Raw genomic sequence first — 23,196 nt, forward strand, 5'->3', positions numbered from 1 at the left:
AGACTGGCAAGGGGCTCTGCCCCGTTGACCCCATTTGAATGCAGGAATTTTACACAATGAAAAATAAAATATTAAATAAAGGAAAAGCAGGAAGACCCAATATGAGACGAATGGAAACACGCTTGTCCATTCGTGCGAACCGTGAAGAGCTGGAGGCATGGAAGCAAACTGGACGTGAAGCCGGGTTTCATAATCTCGCCAGTTATTTCCGGTCTTTGATGTCTTCCAGATATTTTGTGAATGACGAAAAAAAACATCTTTTGGCAGAGTTGAATGAAGCCACCAATCAGGTTGCACGATGTGGGAATAACCTGAACCAGATAGCCTATCATCTGAACGCTGGTGGACATGAGGACGCATCACGAGCAGTTTCTGAATGTCGTGACATTATCAAGACCATGAAGCGTATTATCATGGATATTCGAAGATGATTATCAGCTCAGAGCCTCTTATTGCCTCTCGTGGGGGTGGGGAGACCTGTGATCATGTTTTTCGTGGCTCTGGAAATGAGTCCATAGACGTGATTCAGGGATCAGAGTTTGATGTTATGCAGACTTTTGATGAAGCCAGAGACAACCACGACAAATATGCGGTGTGCCATTTCAAGATCAATCCCAAGCGAAATATTACGCATGAGCAGATGTTACAAAGTGTCAGTATGTTGGCTGTGGAATTTGGCTTTGAGCCGGATACCTGCACAATAGTCAGACATAGGAAGGTCAAGGCGGGTGAACCTGATGCGGATGAGCACTATCATCTCTATGCGTCATGGCGGAATAGTAATGGCAAATGCCTGGACAGTAGTTACATGAGAGTCAGGCAGGAAAAGATTTCACGTACGTCTGAATTCCTGTTTGGTCATGACATCGTAAAGGGACGCCATCAGGTTGCAGTCATTCGCCAGCTCCGAGACGAAGGTAAGGCTGATATTGCGGATCATATAGAGGCTCACACACCAGACCTGTATGAACCAGTGCAATCTGCTTTTACAGCCATCCAGCATCAATCAGCCTTGCGTCAGGGGGTTAATCTTGGAAAGCTGAGACGGTCCATCAGAGACCTACGTATAACCTCAGAATCATTTTCGAAAATGGTTGAGGGATTAAGTTCTCTGGGCGTGAGTATCCAGAAAGGAGAAAAAGCCAATACCTACATTATCGTGAATAACAAAAATAATAAGTTTCTTGGTTCTGCCAATCGTCTGTTTGAAATGAAGAAAGGGGAGTTTGCCAACCAGTATGAAGCCTTACAACAGGGAAAGGATACGAGCTTTGCGCTTTCTGAAGATGAGAGGCCTGTAAAAGCTTCAGAGATGAGTGGTGATGAGGATTTCTCTCCTGTAACTCCGGCTATTAGATTGCGCCAATGCCGTCTGTGGCTAATAAGGGCATTCCATCCAGAAGTGGAGCTTCTGACATCAGGGCCGATCATTTTGCGATGACTGATGGCATGTCGCGTGAACAGAAGGCTTCCATTGCTTTCCAGAATGAAGAAGCTAACCGGAAAGCATCTGTCGAAAAAGAGGCACTCGCGAACCAGAAAAAGTTTGCAGATGATCTGTTACAGATGATGTCTGACTTTGATAAGAAATGGAAACATGTTCCCAAAGAGCCCTTTTCTGATCCAAACAGTCGAAACTCTGTGCTGATAAGAGAAAAGCATGAGAGCATCCTGAAGCCATTGAGAGTCAGATATCATGCGGAACAGCAGAAATGGTTTAATGGCTCATCCACACGCAAGGCTTTGCAGGAATTCAACGACGCTTTGAAGAGGCTCAGATATGACAGAGATGATTTCAAGGAATTAGATATTCTGAATAATGACGACCATTTTCATTACTCTCTGAACTGGATGGCAGATTTCTACGTAGCTGGTCGTGAAAGAAAGCATAAGGAATGGCAAGATGATAACTCTGTTAAAAGCTACCTGAAGGCAAAGAAGGATTTTGATGAGCTATATGTCTACATTCAAAAAACAGGAAATGTAGAACTCCTTAGGGACGCTCTCAGAAATCCTGTTCATGCATTGCAAAAAATTCGGGATGCAAAAAAAATTAAGGAGACCACAATGGAGAGAGGTATAAGCAAAGAGAAAATCATATCAATGGGGAAAAAGAAAATTGTTAATAATGGTATTATATATGTATATACATAGAGTTTTTAATTTATTCTTGATTTTAATATATAATAATGGTAGATATAAAAAAGCCCTTGAGAGATTGGCGTCTCTAAAGGGCGGGATTGCAGGGAGGAGGAAAAGAACGCCCCCGCAAGAGGTTTTATTAGGTTAGATTGTAGATAGAGTAATTATAGCACAAAGTCAACAATAAAAATAGAATTTCTTTCTTTTCCTTCTCATGGTTTTCAAATGAAGACTTTCTGTGATCCTAATTTTTGGGAAACAGAAGATGGAACAGACATGTAAAAAAGTTATTAAAGAAAATGATATTCCTGACGAAAACGAAGGGCCAGATGAGGAAAAGTTTCTATCTGAAAGCTTTCTACCCCCTGACATTTCAACATTTTGGGATGTTTCAAGATTCCCGAAAAATCGGGATGGTTCTCAGTGCTATGTAAGCATTTTAGGATTCTGGAAAGATTTCTGGCGTCCAAAATATTATGATCCGGCCACTCAGGAACAAAAGCCAGGTAACAGAATCTTCAGAAGGTATTTTCCTGCGACAGAAGAAGGAATGCAGGGAATCAGGGGCTTGATAGAGAGCAATAAATTTGAGGCTTTGTATCGTTCTCAGGCATTCTTTCCGAAGATTAGAAAGACCCAGAGGAAAGAGGATATTTCAGCCATATCTCATGCATGGCTTGATCTGGATATCAATAAGCTTGGTGAAAGACGTAAGCTTATCAGGGGAGACAGGGCAAAAGGTATTTTTGACAGGTGGGTTGATAATGATCACTATCGTTCTGAACTCTTTCAGGAATGGCAATCTCTGGATGATGCAGGAAAAGCTGAATGGCTTATTTCTCATTGTGTGAATAACGAAATACCGGAGCCTACGGAAGTTGTGTTGTCTGGTGGTGGTGCCTACCTGTTATGGCAATTCACAGATACCGTGTTTATCAGAAGGCGACGCAGGAAGGCCGGGCAGAAAAATTCACCTTGCTCTTATATTGATGTCATTGAGGACATTCACAGGAATCTGCGTAATCGTCTGGATTATCTGATGGCAGATATCACACCGTGTTCTGCTCAGACTGTTTTGAGGATTCCGGGGTCAATCAATTATAAATATTCTCCTTTGGGACATTCATGCAGGTCAGTGTGGTTTAACGTAGATAATCGTTATAGCTCGGATGATTTCAAACAGCGTGTGCTGGGTATTGCACCTTATGCAGGAACTGAACGATATCAGCAGGCAAAAGAGATTGATGCTATTCGTGCAAAGGCAAGAAAGCAGGGAGAGAAGAGCTACAGGGACAATGCCCAGAAATGGAGCCAGAAGGCATCTCTGAAGGCTGACAATCCTGATAATGGGAATATCGTCCAGTTTCCTGTTAAAGCCTCTAAAAACTCACCCTATAAGCAATCAAGGCGTATCATTGGTGATCTGAAGGAACTGGCAAAGCTGAGATGGGGTGGAAGTGTCATGGAAGGCTACAGGGATATGTTCTGTCATATCGCTGTTTCCATGGCGTCAGCACATTTCCAGAATAATCCTAATGAGCTGTTGCCCTATGTGAAAGCCCAGATGGAAGATATTATTCCCTCTGATTATCTGGCTCAGCATTTTGAAAGCGATAATATCACGAGCCTGAATAAACTGATGACTGCATGTGATGTGTCTGATGTGAAGCCGGGTTTCTGTTCATGGCGTTATGCCTACAGCATTGATCGGATCATTGAAAAACTTGCGATCACCGAAGATGAAATGAAGCATCTGGATTGTCTGGTTTCCAAGAGCATCAAGAAAGAAAGGCGGAAACAGACTGACAAGGTTTATCAAGCCAAAAAGCGCAGGAATGCAGGGTCTGTCAGAAGAGAACACTATGAAGGGGAGGTATTGTCCAAAACAAAACCATGGGAAAAACTTGGAATATGTCGCAGGACATGGGAAAGACGACAAAAGAAATCCCAGAGAGCTTCTGTTGATAGTGACGTTAAAAGCTCTGAATCAAACCTTCTGGCAAATGTTGGATGACTGAAATTTTCTCACCATGATTTGCTATAGGTTCTTATTCTGTTTTCATGTGTCGCAAGTCCATCGCAAATAATATATAGGTTCGTAGGTGGGGGTGTAGGGGGATAAGTTTTCATAGACCAAAGATTTGTTATCATGTTTCCAATTTATTGATCTTCAGAATTCAGAAATTAAGGGAGAAGAGAAAGGGAGGGGGTAGGTCCAGGATGCCCCTTCCTGCTTCTCCCATGGATAAGATGCCGGCAACTCACATGAGAAAAAATTATAAAAAATAAAAAAGTTTATCCCTGAATCTTATCGTCATCTTACAGCTCAAATCCTGTGGATTATTGGCATTATGATTGTTGTGGGTGAGATGGCACTTAAAACCCTATGGAAATGAATTTTAAGCCTCTCCCATAAGTGTCCTGATATCCCAGAAATCCGGATACTGCATGGACTCAGCCACCTGAACGATATTTTCAAGATCGATACCATCCAGATATCGCTTTACGCCTTCTGAGTGATGTCCGTATTCATGGCCGAGAAAATCATCAATCCAGAGTTCTCTGATGCCGGTGTCGCCTCCTGGCGTATTTCTGAGCTTGGTGGAGACATTATGACGAAAGCTGTGAAAAACAATAGTAGAGGACTTAATGCCAAGCCGGTTTTTGAATGTTGAGAATTTTCCTCCAAAGCCCACGCTTCGTTTTTTATCCCTTCCGCTGAATGTCAGTTCGTTAAAGAGGTAATAATTGGCACTCTTGGCCCATTCCAGAATCCCAGCTTCAATCAGTTTGTGGTGGATAGGAATAACCCTTTCACCGGCCTCAGTCTTGGGGTTCCACGCCTCCGCTGGTCTGTTACGTCGTGGCAGATGCTCACAGATATTGAAACACCAGACGCCTTTGATGTTGATGACATCCAGCTTCCGCAACCGACATATTTCTTCCAGCCTCATCCCTGTATACGACCCAATGCCGACAATCATACCAAATGTTCTTTGGGAAATCTGGCCGGGAGGCCATGGGGTGTCGATGAGTTTCCGCAGGTCGTCCTCAGGCCACGCTTTATAGCCATCGCCCTTCAGTTTTCGGCCAAAAGACCAGTCTTTGAAGACATTGGAGCCTCGGTTCACCAGTTCCTTTTTTTCATGAAAGGTCCATAGGATCGACATCTTGGAGAAATGGTTTTTGATGGTTTTGGTTTTGAGAAGGGCTTTTATGCGGTTCCGCTTTGCATATTTAATAAGTTCATCAACCGTAAGTTCCTTGGTTTTACCCTTTCCATAGGTACCGGGAATCTGGGTCATCATTTCGATATATTTATTGGCGTGCTTACTGGAATAAGTGCGGATAGGTTCATCGCCATTGATTTCAATCCATCTGCGATAGACGTTAGTCATCATAGCCAGTTCGCTGTTTGGCTTGGTTTTAATCTCTGGTGACGTCATGAAGGTAGAGACTGCTTCCGAGAACAGGGGAGAGGGTTTCACTTCCAGTTGTTGGAAGACAGGAGCCAATGTTTCCCGTAACAGTGCAGACTGATTTTCAAAGACCTTGATGGTTTCCTGATGGCCTTGGACTCTGGACGCAAGGATTTCACCTGAACGGATCAGCTTTTCCATTGCGGGTTCGGCTGTATCCTTGAGATAGCCGGTGAGCGCGGTCATGCGGTCTGTCTCTCTGACATGGGACAGGAGATGTTCAGCGTTGATGGTCTTGTATTGGGAGATCAGCGACGCAATTTCGAGCTCATATGACCGGATTATGGCCTCTAGGAAATTCCTGGCATTATCATTGTCAAGATATGACCGTACGCATTCTGTCAGGCTGTCTCTTGTTTCCTGAGCTCCGCTGGTTTCCGGGGAAGGATGGAGCGTCTGAGAAGGTCAGCATAATCCTGCTTTTCCTCATCCGATATAATCCACGGTTCATGAGCCATCGCGTGTTCGATCTTTGCAAAAAGTGCCTGTGTTCGTTCGTATGCTGTTCCAGCACGGATTAGTGCGATTTTCCTTGATCTGGTGAACAGCGAAAAGCAGATTTCATTCTTTTTAAGAGTATCACGGAATCGTGATGGAACTCGTGTCCTGAAATAGAAACCTGTTGCCCGGCACTGGAGCATGTTTCTGCCTTGTTCATCGTCCCCCGCCAAAGCCTGTGTAAGACCTTGTGTAAGAGTTTGCGGGGTCTATGTTTCTGGAAATCCAGAATAATGAACAAAAACAATGAGTTATGGTGGTGCGAACTGCGGGACTCGAACCCGCACGCCTTTTACAGGCTGGAGATTTTAAGTCTCCTGCGTCTACCATTCCGCCAAGTTCGCGCAGATGCAATGATGCATCTCTGATGATTGAAAGCGTTTTAGCATGGTCGGAGAGAACTGCAACAGTATGTTTTATCGAGCAGCGTGTAAAATTGGTCCAAAGTGTTGTAGCCAATTTTCGGCTTGCTGTCTGTGAGGGGTGAATGTGTCAACCATTTTCCAGAACTGGGCACTATGGTTCATATGTTGTAGATGGCTTAATTCATGGGCAATCAAATAATGGCGTACAAAAAATGGTGCCATTATTAAACGCCATGACAACATTATACGTCCAGAAGATGAACAACTTCCCCAACGGCTCGATGTGTCACGAATATCTAACCGTGTAGGACGTAATCCAACAGCTTGGGCCACGCAGTGCATTTCTTGAGTAAGAATTTTGGTTGCATGTTGCTTAAGAAAGTCTTCCACGCGTCGCGCAAGAAAAGACGGATCTCCGCTTACAAAAAGGCAATCATTTTCTAGCCACGCACCACCTTTGCGATGAAGGGCATGGCAAATTGTGTAGTATTTATCTTGAATAGGAATATGGGAACCAATAGCAAAATGTGGTGTTTGCACTAATTTTTCAAGGCGTATTGTAATCCATTGCGCTTGTTTATGTACAAAATCCAAGGCCTGTGTGTAAGGGAACCCTTTAGGCAAAGTAACAAGAATAGCCTGTTCTTTTGCAGAAATTCGTAAGATACAGCGTTTGGCTTTTGTTGAAACGCGCCAAATTATTTTTGCAGAACCATATCCTTGCAGCATAACATGCTCTGGCCAAGATGAATGTTCTTTGCAATTCAAGAAAACATCTTTCCGGGTAAAGGTTTTTTAGAGAGATTCCTCAGCAGGAAGGCCGGGCCAACGGACAATGTAATCTTCCAGTGCCCCTGCGCGTCTTTCACTTATACAGCGTCCTGCAGCAGATTCACCCGCGATGATAACAGATTGGGCAGTATGCGTTAGCAATGGGTGCCACTGTGGTAGGCCACGCCCTTCCGAAAGGCGGCGATATGCACAATCAGGCGGTAACCAATCAAGTTCAGGAATCATCTCTGGTGTTAGAGTAATGCAGTCTTGCACTTTGCGATGGCGTTGCGCGTAATCTGTGCATTGGCATGTTTTAACATCCAAAAGACGGCACGCAACAGATGTGTAATGCAGTTCTTCCGTGTCATCATCACGCAGTTTGTGCAAGCAGCAGCGTCCGCATCCATCACACAGGCTTTCCCATTGCTCTGTGGTCATTTCTGTAAGTGGGGTTGTTTCCCAAAAAGGTGCCGTCATTGTGCAATGCCAAAAAAGAGGGAGAGGAAGAAGCTTACGATTAAAGGTTTCTTAAGAAGAGGCCAGATGATGAGCTGTAGGCATGCGCTTTGGTTTGCCCCCAGTTCACGTGCTGTAGGTCCCCATGCTTCTGGTAGGGTTTCAAGTTTGGCAAGCGGCCATAGTGCAAGCAAAGGTAAGCTTAAGGCACCCTGTAAAAAAGGAGTATAAGGTGTGTTGATGACAACAGGCAAAAAAATACTAAGAACCGATGCTGGAATAAACAACATAAAGAATGAGATATAAAAAATGCGCCCAGCATGTATGGCAAATGCCAGCATAAGCAGAACAAACACAAGAAATATGCTTGTTATACTTATGCAGACAAATCCCCATAAAAAAGAATAAGGCAATGGGATTTGCATCAGAGAAGGAATCACTTGCGGAGCGCCCATTGTTCAAAGTGTTCTGCAATGATGTTTAAATGATTTATCCAGAAGATATCATCAACAACAAGGGGCGCAGCCAAGTGGCGTAAGGTGGTATCCACGGCCATATCTCTCATGGATGGTAGAGATGGCCATGCGTTAGAAAATGCTTGCTGCTGCTGTGCCTGATCAAGCCATGATACAAAACTGAGCGCGGTAGCAGTGGTGGCAGAACTATGTGGCACTCCCCAGCCGTAACGCACCTGTAAGCGTTGTTGCCAACAGATGCCAAAACGCTTGGTATCTCCATCGGCTGTGTTCAGCATTTCCCCGGTAGGCGCAAGCCCCATAAGGGCGCCACCGCTTTTTAAAATCTGCCCGGCTTCTTCCGGGGTGGACCACCAGACAATATAAGGCCGTAGCTGATCCAGTTTCCGGAAGGCCCGTATTAACCCATCTTGGGTGTTGAGTGTGCGGTAAACCATTTCGGATGGTACGCCATCAGCCAGTAGGGCAATTTCTAGCGTGGTGCGTGGGTCACGCCGTAGGCTGCGCCGTCCCGGATGGCGGGCAACGTCCCAAAAGTCCGCCCAGTTGGGGGCGGTGTCAAAACGTGAGCTATCCCACGCAATAGCGTAATCAATGCTGGTGGAATAATTGGGTTGTGCTGCATCTTCAGGCAAAGGAGCAAGCAGGCCAGCGCTGCCTCCTATCGCCAGACTGCTATTTTCCATCATGACCGCAGCCCAATGTTTGGGGCTGTTTTTTTCCTGTTGCTGGAGAGCGGTTAGAGATCCGTCCCATCCAGAGGTGATGATGCGGTGATGTGTCTGACGTGTGTATCCGGCAAAAAGGATTTTTTTCTGTATGTCACAAATCCTGCCCGAGAATGTCAGAACCCGTAAGGCGGCGTCTGCATGTGCAATTGTGTGTTTATGCGCAGGACGCGCCTGAACCATTTGAGGGGCAAGAGAGATTACGCCGCCGCCCAACCCAGCCAGCAGGGCTTTCCGTCGGGAAATGGTCCCGGCAGAAGGCGCTTGTTTCTGAGGGTGGGGGGACGGTGTCCCGCTGGAGCGACCGTGCAGGAAAGAAAAAGAAAACAGGGTGACCTCGCGCATATAGTGCCGCCAAATGAAGGCAGATGAGTTTAGCCTTATTTTGCATCCATCGGAAAGGCGATAGCGTTCTGTGGTTGCCAAGCCAATATGGCCTTGTTGCCGGGGCGGAGTTCACGCGGCAAATGGACCAGGGGGCGGTGAGCTATAATTTCCGTGCCATCCAAGGTGCGAAACCGCATGGCAATGGCGTGGCCAATGTGATGGGCGGAAACAAGAGTGCAGGCAATATCTGTTTTATCTTCTATCTCCATGCCACCGGAGCGAGGAAACAGAACGGAAAGGCGGTCAGGCAGAATGCAAATGCTGGCCAGATCATTTTCTTCTAGATTGTAATCGGCCACAGCTTCCACTGTCTCGCCCGATGGCAGGCGCAATTCGGCAATGTCATCCTCTATAAGTAATACCTTGCCGCTGATAACATTGGCATCCCCAAACTGTGCTGCCACGCTTAGGCAAGTAGGGCGGTTTAGTAGGGTGGCAACATCTCCTATCTGTAACAGGGTGCCATTTTGCATAACGCCAATCTGATCTGCCGCTATCATACAGTCCTGCTTCTGGCGTGAAAGCAGCAGAATGCTCAGTCCTATGGCATGGCGTAACCGATCCAAAAATGTGATTGCACGCCGGATGGTGGGGTGATCCATGTTTTCGAAAGGCTGATTCAGAACCACAACATCGGGCTGCATGATCAGGGCGCGCGCTAGCTGCGTCCGAAATATCTGTTCTGCATTGAGTATGCGGGCCGGTTGGGCACGCAGGGCTTCCAAGCCAGTCAGGGCCAGTATTTCAGCCCCGCGATGTGCGATTTCAGACTTGTGAAACGTGCCACTGGCGCGCAGGGGCAGGAAAATATTGTCCAGAACGGAAATGTGCGGAAACAAGGGCGCGTGCGGGCCTATTGTTGCCAGTTTTTTATGGCCAGATGTGTTTAAGTTATATGGTGTGCCGTTAATTTCTATCTGCCCAACCGTAAAGGGGCGTCTGCCAGCCAATGTTTCTGCCAAACAGGTTAGATCCGCATTGTCTTGCCCGATTCCCAGTATGGCTGTGCAACTTCCCGCCGGTAGAGAAAGCGTGAGGGGTTCTGCGTTGTGAAAGAACGCTAGATTGTGAACCGCCAGTGCTGTGGATGAGCCATGCGTGGTATGCATGCAACTATGTCCCTTTCCGTGGGTTAGAAGTAAAGTGCACTATATTTCAGGCAGGTAAACGGAGGTTTCTTTCATGTCTTCAGATAAAATCAAAGAAGTAAAAGCAGCAGGTGAAGCCGCAGCCGACACGGCGCGGGACGAATTGGAAGCCGTAAAAGCGCATCTTGAACGCCTTGTGACCCAGCATCTGGTGCCAGCGCTGGGCCGTGCAGGGGATAAAGCCGGCACGCTGAAGGAGCAGGCGGTTGCCAATGCGCGCGAACTGGCCGATCATGCACAAAGCGATCTTGCTAAGCGTAATCGTGGTCAGTCTTCCTGGTTGTCCATTGCCATTTCCGGCGTGGTGGGCTTTATCCTTGGGCGTCTGTCACGCTGACGCTTGTGCGTCATCTGAACAAAGGTAGCCTCGGAGCCCATGCGTATCTTTGATCTTGGTAAATCCGCCCTGAATGCTCAGTCTAATCTGATGCAACAGATGGCCATACGATACGGCAAGCAAGCCGTATTGTTGGCAATGGCGGCAGTATTTGGACTATTTGCCCTGATTACAGGGCATGGGCTCCTTTGGGTGCTTCTGGTTTTTGTCGGGCATTTTGGCCCGGTAGGTGCGGCGTTTACAGTATTCGGGCTGGATGTGTTTGTGGCTCTGGTTTGTGTGCTGTTTGGCCGTCGTTCTTACCTGACAGTGCAGGAAGTGGAAGCCCGCATTGCCCGTGACCGCAATATCACCATGATGCGCGACTCCATGACCATGGCAGCCGTAACGGCAACCGTTGCAACAGCCATGGGCCGTGGTGGATCTCGCAAAGTGTGGGACGTTGTGCGGCGGAAAAAGGACTGAAATCGTCCAGTCTGGACGAAACCATAGGTTCCATTCCAAATTTGCATTGGCGCGCAGGATTTTTTCTGTAAATGATGGCGCTGTCTTTCGTGAGTGTGCAAATTGTTTGCACGCTCACTAGTGTGGGTAGGGAATGGAACCGAATCATCATCCCGTTATGGCCAATGAGCCCCGCCGTTTCTTTGGATATCGGCTGGCGCGTCTTGCTGCTGTGTGGCGGCGGGAGATTGATGCCGATCTGCGGGCCTTCGGCCTGACAGACGCCACATGGCGGCCCATTTATTACCTCAACTTCTCCAAAACACCCATGCGCCAGACAGATCTGGCCCGCTCCCTCTCCTTGGAAGCCCCTTCACTGGTGCGGCTTTTGGATGTGCTGGAAAAGCGTGGCTACGTGGTGCGTGAAACGGATGAAGAAGATCGCCGCTCCAAACTGGTAAGTATTACGGAAGAAGGGCGCAGTGTTGCTGCTCTTGTCAGCCGCGTGGCGGATGAAGTGACAGCCCGCCTAACGGAAGATGTTTCCACCACGGAGCTGGAAGAATGCTGCGGCGTTCTTGACCGGGTTGAGCAAGCCGCCCAAAACCACCGGGATACCATTGGTGGTGATAAAAGAGGCATGCGGTAATGCCAGTTTCCAGAACAGTGCCATGCTAGCTGAATTCAATATATTTGGTGTTTTTATTGCACCTATTGTCGTGTACGCCCTAGCGGCGCTGCCGATTACAATGTGTGTTCGCTTCGTGTTGTGGTGGAGCGGCCTTCTGGGCTGGTTCTGGCATATCGCGTTGTTCGAAGTATCGTTATACGTCAGTATTCTTTGCCTGCTGATCCTCTACGTCTGACCCGAAAAGGCTTTTGAGTCTCCGCAATGCCCCTTCTGCGCACCCTGATACGAGTTGTTCTGACCCTTGCGGTCGTCTCACTGGCCATCGTTCTGGGGATTACCCTGTGGAACGTGTATATGATTGCACCCTGGACCCGCGATGGCCGTGTGCGTGTTTACGTTGTGGACGTGGCCCCCGAAGTTTCTGGCACAGTGGTGCAGATTCCCATCGTGGATAACCAGTTTGTGCATAAGGGTGACCCACTGTTTGTGCTTGATCCGGTGCGTTTCCGTCTTGCTATTCGTGAGGCACAGGCCCGGCTTGATGGCGCATTGGAAGATTTGAAGCTGAAACGCAATGATGCCCGCCGTCGTATGGGCTTGGGTGGCATTGTGTCGGCCGAAGAACAGGAAGTCTTTAACTCTAATGTGGCCACACAGATTGCATCTGTGGATGCAGCGCGTGCCGCTTTGGATGTGGCCAAACTGAACTTGCAGCGTTCGGTTCTGTATTCTCCGGTAAATGGTTACATCACCAACCTGAACCTGCGGGTGGGCGATTACGCCTCTGCCGGGCAGGCACGTATGGCCGTTATCGATTCCGACTCCTACTGGGTTTACGGGTATTTCGAAGAAACAAAGATGTGGGGCGTACACGTGGGTGATGAAGCCCGCGTTAAGCTGATGGGCTATAAGCCTATCCTTACAGGCCATGTTGTCAGCATTGCGCGCGGTATTAACGATACCAACGGCACACCAGATAAGCTGGGGCTGCAGGATGTGAACCCAATCTTTACCTGGGTGCGTCTGGCACAGCGTATTCCTGTTCGTATTCACATTGACCACGTGCCCGATAGTGTCACGCTGGCAGCAGGTATGACGGCAACTGTGAGCGTAGGCCCTGAACCCAGAGGCCGCCGCGGAAAGTTGACGACCTGGCTGCAAGATCATCTGTAAGCGCAGGACATGAGACAGAACATGAAGGGTCGTCGTCGCCTTGGGCTGTTTCTGGCAACATCCATGTTGTTGTCAGCCTGTACCGTAGGGCCAAATTATCAGCCAGACCGCATGAAGGTTCCGGCAGCGTTCAAGGAGACGGAGGAAGAGCATCCGGCTACGCCTGAAGAGATCGAACGCACCAACAAGGAAATGACAGAGTGGTGGTCTTTGTTCAAAGATCCCATTCTCACACGCTTGGTGGATGATGCCATTAAGGGCAACTACGATCTGCAGATTGCCGGACAGCGTATTCTGGCCGAACGGGCCATTCGTGATCGGTCTGCCGCACAGTGGTATCCACAAATGGATGCCAATATGGGCGGTGGTGATGTGCGCTATTCCATCAACATCGATAACTGGCCAATTCGCCCGGGTAATCCGGCTAACCAGCCAGAAGCTTCTATGTTGACATATGGTGTGATGGCATCGTGGGAGCTGGATATGTTCGGGCGTATCCGCCGAGATGTGGAAGCGCATGAACATCAGGTTGAAGCCAATATTGAAGGCCGCCGCGCGTTGCTGATGGGTCTGCTATCCGAGCTTGCGTCCGACTATATGTTGCTGCGCGTAACACAGCTTCAGATCAAGATCGCCACGGATAACATTCGCGTTGCTAAGGATGCGTTGGATCTTACTAACAAGCTGTATCTGGAAGGTGTGGGTAACACCTTGCAGATTGCACAGGCACAGGCCGAAATGGATGCGCAGATTGCTGCGCGTGAACCGCTAAAAACACGTGTTTCGCAGGTAACACACGCCATTGCCGTGCTGCTGGGTAAAATGCCGGGTGAACTGGAAGAGGAATTGAAGATTCCGCGGCCTCTGCCAATTGTTCCAGAATTTCCTGCTACACTGCCGTCTATCGTTATTGCTAACCGTCCAGATATCCGTATGGCGGAGCGGCAATATGCCGTAGCCACGGCTCAGATTGGTGTGGCTGTTGCCAACCTGTATCCACATTTTGTCGTGCCGCTTACATTCAACCCGAATGCATCGGCCATGTATCAGGCGTTTCAGGCAAATGCCATGAGCTGGCAGTTCCTGCTGATGGCCAGCATGCCATTGATGCACGGCGGCAAGATGACGGCAGAAGTTCGTGCAGCACAGGCTGCGGCAGAAGCTGCGCGTCTCACGTATCGTCAGACTGTTTTGCAGGGCTTCAAGGAAGTAGAAGATGCCATGGCGGCATGGCATGATGATATTGAATATGCCGAACAGTTGCATAAAGCCGCAGAAGATAGCGCAACTGCCAGTGAGCGTGCGCGTAAACTCTACGGTGCTGGTTTGGTAGGGTTTCTGGAAGTGCTGACAACCGAACGCACCACCTTGAATGCCCAGAACATGGAGGCTCTTGCTAAGTTGGAGCGTCTGCGTGATGCGGTAAATCTATACACGGCGCTGGGTGCCGGGTGGAAAGGTGTTGCTCTTACCAACACCACTTTGCCCGTTTCTCTTGAAACGCAGAACTTCCTTGCCCGCGCCTTCAAACAATAAGCCGCAGCAGGGCGGGTTAGCATCGCCTTACGTCAAGCGTATTCTGCTGGTTGCCCTATTGATGACCGGTGGCTTTACGCTGATGTGTTTTACGGGGTGGTGGGCTGTGGCGTACAGCCATCCGCAAGATAGCTGGGGTATGCTGGTTTTCCGGTGGTTGTTTCCTGTTATAGGTGCAGCGATGGTTGGAGGTAGCTTTGTGCTTCTCAACCGTCCTGTAGGCAATGTATGGGAAGAATTTGAAGCATCCTCAGATGATGAGGATGCAGATGGAATCGTATCCAATATGGATGGGCGCTAGGCAGAATTAGTTGCCTGCAAGTCGTTTAAAGGCAGGGGTTTGCGCTTGTGTCGTTAGAAACGAGATCATGGCTTTACGTGCCAAAGCTGCATCTTGCCCAAGGTGAATAAGCCCACCAATCTGCGTTGGGTGGCGCACGATATCACACATTAACTTACCGATTTGCAGGCCCCCTTCAGGGGAAAGAACAGAGCCTGCAATGGGGGGCAGGGAACGGTCTGCCGGATCGCAGACAACCCGTAGAACAGCAAAAGGCAGCCCGGCTTCTTCTGCTGCTTTTGCAAGAAAACCGCTTTCCATATCTAATGCGGGGCAATGAGACTGTGCAAAAAGCTGCGCCTTATGGGCTGCATCCATTACCACGGTATCACTATGCAGCAGCGTTCCGCCCTGCACACCCGCCTGATCTCCACCTAAAATATGGCGTAAAGTGGCATCGCATACGGCGTTTGTGTCCCAGCAGGAAACCTTTTCTGGAATAACAATGCTGCCAGCAGATAATGCCGGGTTCAGCCCCGCAGCCAAGCCAAAGGAGAGCAGACAATCAGCCCCGCTGGCAACCAATCTGGCAGCTTCGCGCTTTGCTCCGGTATGTGTCGCGCCACTAGCGGCAATGGCAGCATGCGGGAAAATAGAGCGGATAAGGCGTGCTTCCGCTTTTAACCCCACCAGAATGCCGGGGCGAGATGGCGAAGGCTGGGCAGAGGCTGATGTCATTGATTTAGAACCCAAAGGAAACGCGGCGGGTATTGCTGCTTTCAAGATTGCGATAGCGGGCTAATGCCATAAGCGGGAAGAACTGCTTGTAGCCGTGGTAACGCAGGTAAAATACCTTGGGGAAGCCAACAGCATTATAGGGGTCTTCATGCCATTCCCCGTTCGCATCCTGCTGGTCGGCCAGCCATGCAATGCCGCGCGTTACGGCTGGATCATCCCGCCGGCCTGCGGCCATCAGGCCCAGAACAGCCCATGCTGTTTGTGATGGCAGGCTTTCACCATACGTGCCGTGTGGGCCGCCTTCATAAGATTCGCAACCCTCGCCCCAGCCGCCATCTGTTCGCTGGACAGAGCGGAGCCATTCCACAGCTTTCACCACGGCTGGGTCATCGTGGGAAATGCCAGCAGCATTTAAGGCGCACAGCGCAGACCATGTGCCGTAAATGTAGTTTGTGCCCCACCGCCCAAACCAGGAACCGTCTTTTTCCTGCTCCTTGCGCAGATATTCCAGTCCACGCTTGATAACGGGCTCATCTTCTGGGTTTTTCAATTGGGCCAGAAAGGAAATACAGCGTGCGGTGACATCTGCTGTGGGTGGGTCGAGCAATGCACCATGATCGGCAAAAGGAATGTGGTTGAGAACATTCTTGTTGTTGTCGATATCAAAAGCACCCCAGCCACCATCTGTGCTTTGCATGCCCACAATCCATGCGCGTGCACGCGCAATGGCTTCAGCATTTGCTGGGTCGCCCTCACGGTGCAACAGCATACCCACTACGGCTGTATCATCCACATCGGGGTAATAGTCGTTCCCGTATTGGAAAGCCCAGCCACCGGGGGCCAGATTGGGGTTACGAACGGCCCAATCTCCCTTTACATTCAGGATCTGCTTACTGCGGAGCCATGCAGAGGTTTTTTTCAACTCGCCAAGCGTTTTTTCTGGCGCAATTCCATTGGGGCCAGAGGCTGCCTCAATCATGGCATGGCCAGAAAGTCCGGTGTCCCAAATAGGGGAAACGCAGGGCTGACAGTAGGCTTCATCGTCTTTTTCAACGATAAGGGTCTGCACGGCTTCCCATGCCGTTTTTGCACGCGGGTCTTTATCCGGCACGCCCATGGCCCGATACATCATCACCACGTTGGCCATGGCAGGGTAAATAGCCCCCAAGCCATCTTTGCCATTTAAGCGAGGTTCGATAAAATCAAGGGCGGCTTGAATGGCTTTTTTGTGCGTTTTTTCGGGAATAAACGGTACGATGGGCCGCAAAACGCTATCCAGCCCTTTAAAAACATACCCCCATGCCGAGCGATAAGGGCCTCGAATCCAGTCCTGCACTTTTTCTGGCGGAGTAACAAACAACTCACGCACATGGATCTGGCGCGGATTTGCCGCCACAGGGCGGAGGGCTGCCAGCACCAGAAGCGGCGCAATAACTGTGCGGGACCAGTAAGACATGTTCCACACGGAAAAGAATGCCTTGGCAGGCAGCAGCATCAACTCTACGGGCATAATCGGAGTTGCACGCCACGGCACTTCACCAAACAAAGCAAGCTGGGAGCGTGTAAACACGTTTGAGCGTTCCGCCCCACCATGATCCAGAATGGCTTCTCGTGCACGCTGCATATGGGGGGCATTCACATCATCCCCCACGGCTTTGAGCGCAAAGTAAGCTTTTACAGTGGCGGAAAGGTCAAACTTGCCATTGTGGTAAAGGGGCCAGCCCCCGTGCTCTTCACTTTGGATACGGCGCAGGTAGATGGCAATTTTCTGCTCCAGCGCATCGTCAATCCTGTCCATGAAGTGTTCGAGCAGGATATATTCGGCAGGAATGGTGGCATCGGCTTCCAGCTCATAAACCCAATGCCCATCATTTTGCTGGGCCTGACTGAGAGCGGTATGCGCACTCAGAACCGCACGATCCAGAACATCTGAAGAAAGGCGTGATTCGGAAAGAGCACTCCCATCGGCGGCCATGTCAGAAAATCCTTTCTGCTTGCAAGCGTAAAGCTGTTTAGAGCGCAGTGCGTTTTAAGGGGATATTACCGAGGGTGCTTGAGGCCCAAAGTATGAACAGCTTGCACGCCAGACCGCATGGCCCCTTCAAGGGTTGCGGGCAAGCCGGTGTTTGTCCAGTCTCCGGCCAGAGCCAGATTTACCAAAGGTGTAGCAGGGCCACAGCGTAGGCGGTTTTGTTCAGGTGTGGCTGCAAAGGTTGCGCGTTTTTCCCACACAACACGTTGGGCCGCCGGTGTGGCCGGAAGAGGTTGCTCCAGCACGGCATCACAAGCCTGGCAGACTTCCTGCCAGATGGTGCGGGCCAGATCATCCTGATTCTGGTCTGCATAGCGGTTGGCGGCGCTTACGGTAACAGACAGAATGTTTTCGCGCAGGAAAACCCATTCCGTTACGCCGCCAATAACGCCCATAAACCCACATTGCGCAAAAGAGCCTTGTGGAATGGGGCGTTCATCCAGCTTGAAATGCAGGTTTAGAATGCTTTCAAATTCCGTTGGGGCGGTTATGCCAGCAATCTTGTTGGCTAAGAGACTCTGCGCCACAGGAGCAGGTACAGCCATGATGATGGAATCATCAGGCCCCAAGGTAATGTCTTCTTCGGGTGTATGCAGGGTTGTAATGCGGCCGCGCGCTTCTTCCACACCGGTAATACGGCTTTGGGTGCGCACTTCTACGTTCATGTCCTGCAAATGCTTTAGGGCCGGATCCACCAAGGTTTCGGAAAGGCCAACCTTGGCAAACCACGGCATACAGGCCGTCCCCCCCAAGGAAAGAGATTCGCGAATAACAGCACCCAGCAATGCGGCGCTTCCGGTATCGGTAAGCGTATTAAGGGCGGAAATAGCAAACGGCTCTAAAAGCCGCCGGGCGAAGGCACCGGGCAATAGGCAATCTGCAACTGTTTCGTTTTCACCTGCGTTCATCAAGCGGTACAGGCTGCGCAAATCAGGCAGGCGCATATCCGGCACACGCCGATGTGGCTGAAATACCCACCACGGCATACGCCCGCGGGAAAGGTTTAATGTCCAGCGCGCATCTTCGGCCAGATCTACAAAGGGGAAAAGTGGCGCGTGGGGGCCGGTTAAGGTGTCCAGCGCGCCGGTAAGCCCCAGATAACGGAAAACAGTTTTGTTGGCAGAAAGCAGCAGATGGTTACCGTTATCAATGCGGCAACCAAGCTGACGATCCATATAAGAGCGCGCCCGCCCGCCACAGGCGCGGCCTGCTTCGTGCACGATAATGCGTGGGCCAGAGCCCGCCGCTTCTACCGCAGCGGCCAAACCGGCCATGCCCGCGCCAATAATATGCAAAGTGCCTGTCATCACCGTTTCCTTATCGTGCGATCAGGGAAGATAAGAGCAGGCGAGCGCGTAAACCTTGCCTACGGTGGAGCTTTCGGGCCGCTGGCGCAGTACATCAGGCCCCCATCCACGTTTGCGCAGGTTTTTCAGCACCGTTTCATAGCTGGCACCCATAATGCGGGCTGGCAGCATGGTGCGGGGGCGGCAAAGCTTCATGGTGGCAAATGCCGTTGTGAAGTGATCCTGCGCACGAGCGGCTATAATTTTGGTAACTTCCTGCAAGCCGGGGGCGGTAAGTGCCTTTACCGGATCATGCGGCACGTTAAACCGATCTAGCAGATCGGATGGCAGATACAGGCGGCCACGTGCGGCATCTTCGGGCAGATCACGCAGGATGTTGGTTAACTGCAGGGCACGGCCCAGATGATAGGCAACCTTATTGCCTTCATCAGAGCACTCACCAAAGATACGCACAGACAAACGGCCAACGGCTGCGGCTACGCGATCACAGTAAAGATCCAGCGTTTTTTCATCCGGCGCCACAATCGGGGTGGCGGTATCCATCAGCATGCCATCGATGATGGCATCAAAATCTGCCTGTTGCAGCGCAAAGAACGGAATGGCGGCTAGCAGAACGCGTTCCAGCGGTTCGTGCGGGGTTTCAAGCCTGTCCTGATACAGGTGGGCAATCTTTTTGTGCCATTCCTCCAATGCCTGTGTGCGTTCTGCCAACGGGGCCAGGCCATCGGCAATATCGTCCACCACACGGCAGAAAGCGTAAATGGCATACATGCCGTAGCGGCGCATGGGGGGCAGGATACGCATGCCAGCAGCAAAGGAGGTTCCCGCCTGTTTGACCGTACTTTCCACCCAGGCAAGATCAGCAGGATCACACCCAAGGGGGGTCGGCTCGTCATGCATCTGGATGTCTGGGGTTGTCACGCGCTTCTCACTTGTTGTTCGATTGTCAAAGTTATTTGGTCAGGCTCTTTTTACAGAAGTTCTGCCATTCGGAAAGGTCATGCCCATGCCCGCAGGGCCGCAATAGCTGCATGCATGCCGTCTGCCCGACGCAAGGCCACACGCCCTGCCAGTGGGTCTTCACGCCGCAGGCGGCGGGTAAGGCAGTGTGCCAGTTCTACAATAGCAGCACATTCCATACGGAACCGGCGGTCACGGATATGGGCAGCTAAGGCGGAAGCCTGCTGGTTGAGGGCATCTACCCCGTCCAGCATGGTGTTGAAAACACGCCGCAGAGCAGGAGAGCTGCTACCAGCCAGCAGATCCTGTTGCGATGTGCCGCAACGTTGCATCATATCTGCGGGGATGTAGCAGCGCTTCAGGCGCTTGAGATCACCAGAGCAATCCTGAAGGTGGTTTAGAATCTGTAGTGATGTGCACAGTGCATCGGAGGGCGCAAAGGCGGCGGAAGATTCTTCGTGCAGGCCAATCAGATAACGGCCCACAGGGTTGGCGGAATACCGGCAGTATTGCAGCAGATCATCCCATGTCTGATAGACATGCCCGCGCGAATCGTTGCGGAAGGCAATCAGCAGATCCGTTGCCGTTTCAAACGGAACATGCGTTTGCAGAAGAGACCGGCGCAACGTTGCTGCACTTTGGGCATCGGGCCGGTTGATCGGGTCCCGCTTGCCGAGCAAAACATCTTCCATTGCATTCAGGCGTGTAATCTTGTCATCGGGGGCAAGGGTTTCACTATCTGCAATGTCATCAATAACACGCGCGTAATCATAGTAGGCATGCACGTGCGGGCGCAGCTTTTTGCTGATTAGCAGGGAACCGACGGGAAAGTTTTCATCCGAAGCTCCCTTGCCGGATGAAACGTCTGCTGTTCCCCATACGCTGGTTGTGTTGGTCATGCCTGGCTCAATATGATTGCGCGATAAGGGCAGCCCCGTGATTTACATGAGGCTGCCGGGAATGCCTATCCCTTAACTGCGGCCCTGCCCAGAGGGAGGCTTCAGATATATTTCAGGCGCGCCGGCTTTTTTGTTCCAGCGTGCGCCCATCATTGGGTATGGCTTCGGTATAGGCGCGGTCTTTCCAGACCACACCTTTACCCCGGTGGTGGTTAAGGGCGGACCCGATAGTGGCGGCTGTATAAAACAGCGCAATAAACGGCAACGCCAATGCCCAGAAAGGCGAAAGGCGAAAGCGCCGCAGCGTAGGTATAAAGGAGCAGAGAGAAATGGCAAACGTGGCTGCTCCAACCCATTGTGCAGGCCCATGTGCCAGAAAAGCAAGTGCAGCAGGGGCAAGCCACACCAAAATCATGGCTAATACGGTTAACACCAATAGCGCGGGTGAAAAGCGTAACTGCACGTAAGCCGTGCGCGCAATCATACGCCAGATATCGCCAGCCGTTGGATAGGGACGAACAGATTTGGCCAAGCAGGAATGGCCTAGATACAAGTGGCCGCCAGCTTGTTTGACGCAGCTTGCCAGTGTGCAATCATCTATCAGGGCGCCACGCAGGGCTTCAATGCCGCCAATCTGGCGGAGCATATCGCGGCGCAGTAAAATGGTGCCCCCTGCGGCTCCGGCCGTTTTATCTTTGGGGTTATTTACCTTGGCGAACGGATAAAGCAGGGTAAAAAAGAATACAAAAGCTGGCACCAAAGCGCGCTCAGCAAGGCTTTCGCACTGAAGTTCCACCATTTCGGAAACCATGTGCAAACGATCTGTTTGTGCCTTGGCCACCAAGGTAGAAACATGTGCCGGAGCATGCAGAATATCTGCATCTGTAAACAGTATGTAACCGCTGCCATCTGCACATTGGCGCTCCGCCTCTGCCACCCCTTGGGCAACGGCCCATAATTTACCGCTCCAGCCAGCAGAAGGCTCTGCCCCATCTACAACGGTCAGGCGGTTGAGAGGGTCGGGCAAAGCCCGTGCGAGATCCCCTGTGTTATCCGTACTGCGATCATTTACCAAAATAACGGAAAGGCGGCCCATGTAATCCTGCGCCAGCAAAGAAGAGAGGGCTGGCTGAATGGATTCAGCTTCATCCCGGGCAGGCACAACCACCGTAACATCCGGCGCAATATCCATGCGCGTCCGGCCTGCGTCTGCGGGTTGCAGAATGGGGCCAGCCTGCCAGAATTTTCCATGAAAAAATATCAGCCCAATCCAGATAATGGCGCATAAGATAGCCAGAGCCAGTATCACTGCTGCTCTCCTATTTCAGCATGCCATTATTGCGGAACCAGGTAATGGCATCTTCCACCGCCTTGCGTGCTGGACGCGGGTTATACCCTAGTGCACGTTTGGCTTTATCGGATGAGAAGAACATTTTTTTGCGGGACATGGCCAACATCTCACGCGTTACACGTGGGTTGATGCCAAAGGAGCGGGAAAGCCATTCGGACACAATTGCCACAGGCCAGATGACTTCCTGCGGCAGCCTGATTTTTGGTGGCGGCACGTGGGCAATTTCTGAAACCATAGCGAACAGATCGCCCAGCAGGTAGTTTTCTCCGCCCAGAATATATTTTTCGCCAACGGTGCCACGTTCCAGCGCTAGCGCATGGCCTTCAGCCACGTCATCTACATGTACAATATTCACGCCTGTATCTACATAGGCGGGCATGCGGCCTGCGGCGCAATCCAGAATCATCTGCCCGGTGGGGGTGGGTTTGATGTCTCGCGGGCCAACGGGTGTGGAAGGGTTTACGATAACCGCCGGTAGCCCCTGATCACGCACTAATTGCAGCACTTCCTGTTCGGCCCGGTATTTAGAGCGCTTGTAAATGCCAATAACGGCATGTTCCTGTACGGGGGTGTTTTCATCGGCAATGGAACCATCACCAATCAGGCCCAATGCCGCAACAGAGGAACAATACACAATTTTTTCAACACCAGCCGCTTTTGCGGCCAGCATAAGCTGGCGGGTGCCCTCTACGTTTGCTGTCATCATAGGGGCAGGGTCTGGCACCCATAGCCGGTAATCGGCAGCAACGTGGAATACGTAGCGGCACCCTTCTACCGCACGCGCAAAGGTTTCTGGGCGAGAAAGATCACCGTCCACCAAATCGGCAGGAATATCCGCAATATTGCGTCTATCGCTGCCTTCGCGCACCATTAGCCGCAGGGAATGCCCCCGTTCCAGCAAAGTGCGGGCTACGGCGGAACCAACAAAGCCTGTTGCGCCGGTTACGAGGGTATGGGCAGTCATGAGAATATACGCTCCCCCAGAGGTACGATACGTAAATAAAAGTGGTAAGGACGTTAATCCCGAACGGCAGGTCTGTTTCTTTATCCTGCTG

At 50.7% G+C, this 23,196-nt stretch carries 25 protein-coding genes and 1 tRNA gene; 11 read left to right on the top strand and 15 right to left on the bottom strand.

Features of this window, described 5'->3' with window-relative positions; all coding sequences use genetic code 11:
* The first annotated feature begins 101 nt into the window (after window positions 1-101).
* The 4 genes from mobC to WG31_RS00935 all read left to right on the top strand — a co-directional run bounded on the left by mobC (window position 102) and on the right by WG31_RS00935 (window position 4,156).
* A complete protein-coding gene (gene mobC, locus WG31_RS00925; protein WP_245191531.1) occupies window positions 102-431 on the top strand; it encodes a plasmid mobilization relaxosome protein MobC in 330 nt (109 codons plus the stop codon).
* Window positions 428-1,441, top strand: a complete 1,014-nt coding sequence (locus WG31_RS15980; protein WP_245191532.1) for a hypothetical protein — start codon at window positions 428-430, stop codon at window positions 1,439-1,441. Before mobC ends, WG31_RS15980 begins: the two co-directional genes overlap by 4 nt.
* Window positions 1,438-2,154, top strand: a complete 717-nt coding sequence (locus WG31_RS15985; RefSeq protein WP_245191533.1) for a hypothetical protein — start codon at window positions 1,438-1,440, stop codon at window positions 2,152-2,154. Before WG31_RS15980 ends, WG31_RS15985 begins: the two co-directional genes overlap by 4 nt.
* A 253-nt stretch (window positions 2,155-2,407) precedes the next feature.
* Window positions 2,408-4,156, top strand: a complete 1,749-nt coding sequence (locus WG31_RS00935) for a hypothetical protein (protein ID WP_063353340.1) — start codon at window positions 2,408-2,410, stop codon at window positions 4,154-4,156.
* Between the two features lie 385 nt (window positions 4,157-4,541).
* On the opposite strand, the gene WG31_RS00940 is transcribed toward WG31_RS00935, so the two are convergent.
* The 8 genes from WG31_RS00940 to WG31_RS00970 form a co-directional block, all read right to left on the bottom strand.
* Window positions 4,542-5,807 carry a tyrosine-type recombinase/integrase gene (locus WG31_RS00940; RefSeq protein ID WP_245191534.1) on the bottom strand — a complete coding sequence of 422 codons (1,266 nt, stop codon included), beginning with the start codon at window positions 5,805-5,807 and terminating at the stop codon, window positions 4,542-4,544.
* A gap of 155 nt (window positions 5,808-5,962) precedes the next feature.
* Window positions 5,963-6,262 carry a DUF6538 domain-containing protein gene (locus WG31_RS16230; RefSeq protein WP_367635139.1) on the bottom strand — a complete coding sequence of 100 codons (300 nt, stop codon included), beginning with the start codon at window positions 6,260-6,262 and terminating at the stop codon, window positions 5,963-5,965.
* Between the two features lie 114 nt (window positions 6,263-6,376).
* Window positions 6,377-6,463: transfer RNA gene (locus WG31_RS00945), tRNA-Leu, on the bottom strand.
* Window positions 6,464-6,535: 72 nt separating this feature from the next.
* On the bottom strand, window positions 6,536-7,213 hold the full coding sequence (locus WG31_RS00950; RefSeq protein ID WP_063353341.1) for a M48 family metallopeptidase: 678 nt from the start codon (window positions 7,211-7,213) through the stop codon (window positions 6,536-6,538).
* 66 nt (window positions 7,214-7,279) lie between these two features.
* Entirely contained in the window at window positions 7,280-7,735 is a 456-nt protein-coding gene (locus WG31_RS00955; RefSeq protein ID WP_063353342.1) for a YcgN family cysteine cluster protein, read from the bottom strand.
* Window positions 7,732-8,169, bottom strand: coding sequence for a hypothetical protein (locus WG31_RS00960; protein ID WP_006116762.1), 438 nt, complete (start codon window positions 8,167-8,169; stop codon window positions 7,732-7,734). The genes WG31_RS00955 and WG31_RS00960 overlap by 4 nt, the downstream gene beginning before the upstream one ends.
* Entirely contained in the window at window positions 8,151-9,263 is a 1,113-nt protein-coding gene (locus tag WG31_RS00965) for an extracellular solute-binding protein (RefSeq protein ID WP_063353343.1), read from the bottom strand. The genes WG31_RS00960 and WG31_RS00965 overlap by 19 nt, the downstream gene beginning before the upstream one ends.
* Window positions 9,264-9,298: 35 nt before the next feature.
* Window positions 9,299-10,414 (bottom strand): ATP-binding cassette domain-containing protein, encoded by a 1,116-nt coding sequence (locus WG31_RS00970; protein WP_063353344.1) that lies wholly within the window; start codon window positions 10,412-10,414, stop codon window positions 9,299-9,301.
* A gap of 73 nt (window positions 10,415-10,487) precedes the next feature.
* Between WG31_RS00970 and WG31_RS00975 the strand changes: the two genes are divergently transcribed.
* The 7 genes from WG31_RS00975 (at window position 10,488) to WG31_RS01005 (ending at window position 14,875) form a co-directional block, all read left to right on the top strand.
* Window positions 10,488-10,790 carry a hypothetical protein gene (locus tag WG31_RS00975; protein WP_003625602.1) on the top strand — a complete coding sequence of 101 codons (303 nt, stop codon included), beginning with the start codon at window positions 10,488-10,490 and terminating at the stop codon, window positions 10,788-10,790.
* A 39-nt stretch (window positions 10,791-10,829) separates the two neighbouring features.
* Complete coding sequence (locus WG31_RS00980; protein WP_006116764.1) at window positions 10,830-11,255, top strand: phage holin family protein; 426 nt, start codon at window positions 10,830-10,832, stop codon at window positions 11,253-11,255.
* A gap of 133 nt (window positions 11,256-11,388) precedes the next feature.
* Window positions 11,389-11,883 (top strand): MarR family winged helix-turn-helix transcriptional regulator, encoded by a 495-nt coding sequence (locus WG31_RS00985; RefSeq protein WP_006116765.1) that lies wholly within the window; start codon window positions 11,389-11,391, stop codon window positions 11,881-11,883.
* A 22-nt stretch (window positions 11,884-11,905) separates the two neighbouring features.
* Window positions 11,906-12,100, top strand: a complete 195-nt coding sequence (locus WG31_RS00990; RefSeq protein WP_035352748.1) for a DUF1656 domain-containing protein — start codon at window positions 11,906-11,908, stop codon at window positions 12,098-12,100.
* Window positions 12,101-12,126: 26 nt separating this feature from the next.
* Entirely contained in the window at window positions 12,127-13,038 is a 912-nt protein-coding gene (locus WG31_RS00995) for an HlyD family efflux transporter periplasmic adaptor subunit (protein WP_003625609.1), read from the top strand.
* Between the two features lie 9 nt (window positions 13,039-13,047).
* A complete protein-coding gene (locus tag WG31_RS01000; RefSeq protein WP_006116766.1) occupies window positions 13,048-14,574 on the top strand; it encodes an efflux transporter outer membrane subunit in 1,527 nt (508 codons plus the stop codon).
* Window positions 14,552-14,875 carry a hypothetical protein gene (locus WG31_RS01005; protein WP_231621227.1) on the top strand — a complete coding sequence of 108 codons (324 nt, stop codon included), beginning with the start codon at window positions 14,552-14,554 and terminating at the stop codon, window positions 14,873-14,875. Before WG31_RS01000 ends, WG31_RS01005 begins: the two co-directional genes overlap by 23 nt.
* A 6-nt stretch (window positions 14,876-14,881) precedes the next feature.
* On the opposite strand, the gene WG31_RS01010 is transcribed toward WG31_RS01005, so the two are convergent.
* From WG31_RS01010 to hpnA, 7 genes are all read right to left on the bottom strand, one after another.
* On the bottom strand, window positions 14,882-15,592 hold the full coding sequence (locus tag WG31_RS01010; protein WP_063353345.1) for a phosphorylase family protein: 711 nt from the start codon (window positions 15,590-15,592) through the stop codon (window positions 14,882-14,884).
* 4 nt (window positions 15,593-15,596) lie between these two features.
* Entirely contained in the window at window positions 15,597-17,567 is a 1,971-nt protein-coding gene (gene shc, locus WG31_RS01015) for a squalene--hopene cyclase (protein ID WP_063353346.1), read from the bottom strand.
* Window positions 17,568-17,632: 65 nt separating this feature from the next.
* Window positions 17,633-18,931 (bottom strand): hydroxysqualene dehydroxylase HpnE, encoded by a 1,299-nt coding sequence (gene hpnE / locus WG31_RS01020; protein WP_063353347.1) that lies wholly within the window; start codon window positions 18,929-18,931, stop codon window positions 17,633-17,635.
* Between the two features lie 21 nt (window positions 18,932-18,952).
* Window positions 18,953-19,831 carry a presqualene diphosphate synthase HpnD gene (gene hpnD / locus WG31_RS01025; RefSeq protein WP_035352759.1) on the bottom strand — a complete coding sequence of 293 codons (879 nt, stop codon included), beginning with the start codon at window positions 19,829-19,831 and terminating at the stop codon, window positions 18,953-18,955.
* Between the two features lie 98 nt (window positions 19,832-19,929).
* Window positions 19,930-20,790, bottom strand: coding sequence for a squalene synthase HpnC (gene hpnC, locus WG31_RS01030; protein ID WP_063353348.1), 861 nt, complete (start codon window positions 20,788-20,790; stop codon window positions 19,930-19,932).
* Window positions 20,791-20,902: 112 nt separating this feature from the next.
* Window positions 20,903-22,099 (bottom strand): glycosyltransferase, encoded by a 1,197-nt coding sequence (locus tag WG31_RS01035; RefSeq protein ID WP_063353349.1) that lies wholly within the window; start codon window positions 22,097-22,099, stop codon window positions 20,903-20,905.
* A 10-nt stretch (window positions 22,100-22,109) separates the two neighbouring features.
* The gene (gene hpnA / locus WG31_RS01040; RefSeq protein ID WP_063353350.1) at window positions 22,110-23,105 is read right to left on the bottom strand and encodes a hopanoid-associated sugar epimerase; all 996 of its coding nucleotides are present in this window, start codon (window positions 23,103-23,105) and stop codon (window positions 22,110-22,112) included.
* Window positions 23,106-23,196: the final 91 nt, after the last annotated feature.

The organism is Acetobacter oryzifermentans, from assembly GCF_001628715.1.
Classification (GTDB): domain Bacteria; phylum Pseudomonadota; class Alphaproteobacteria; order Acetobacterales; family Acetobacteraceae; genus Acetobacter; species Acetobacter oryzifermentans.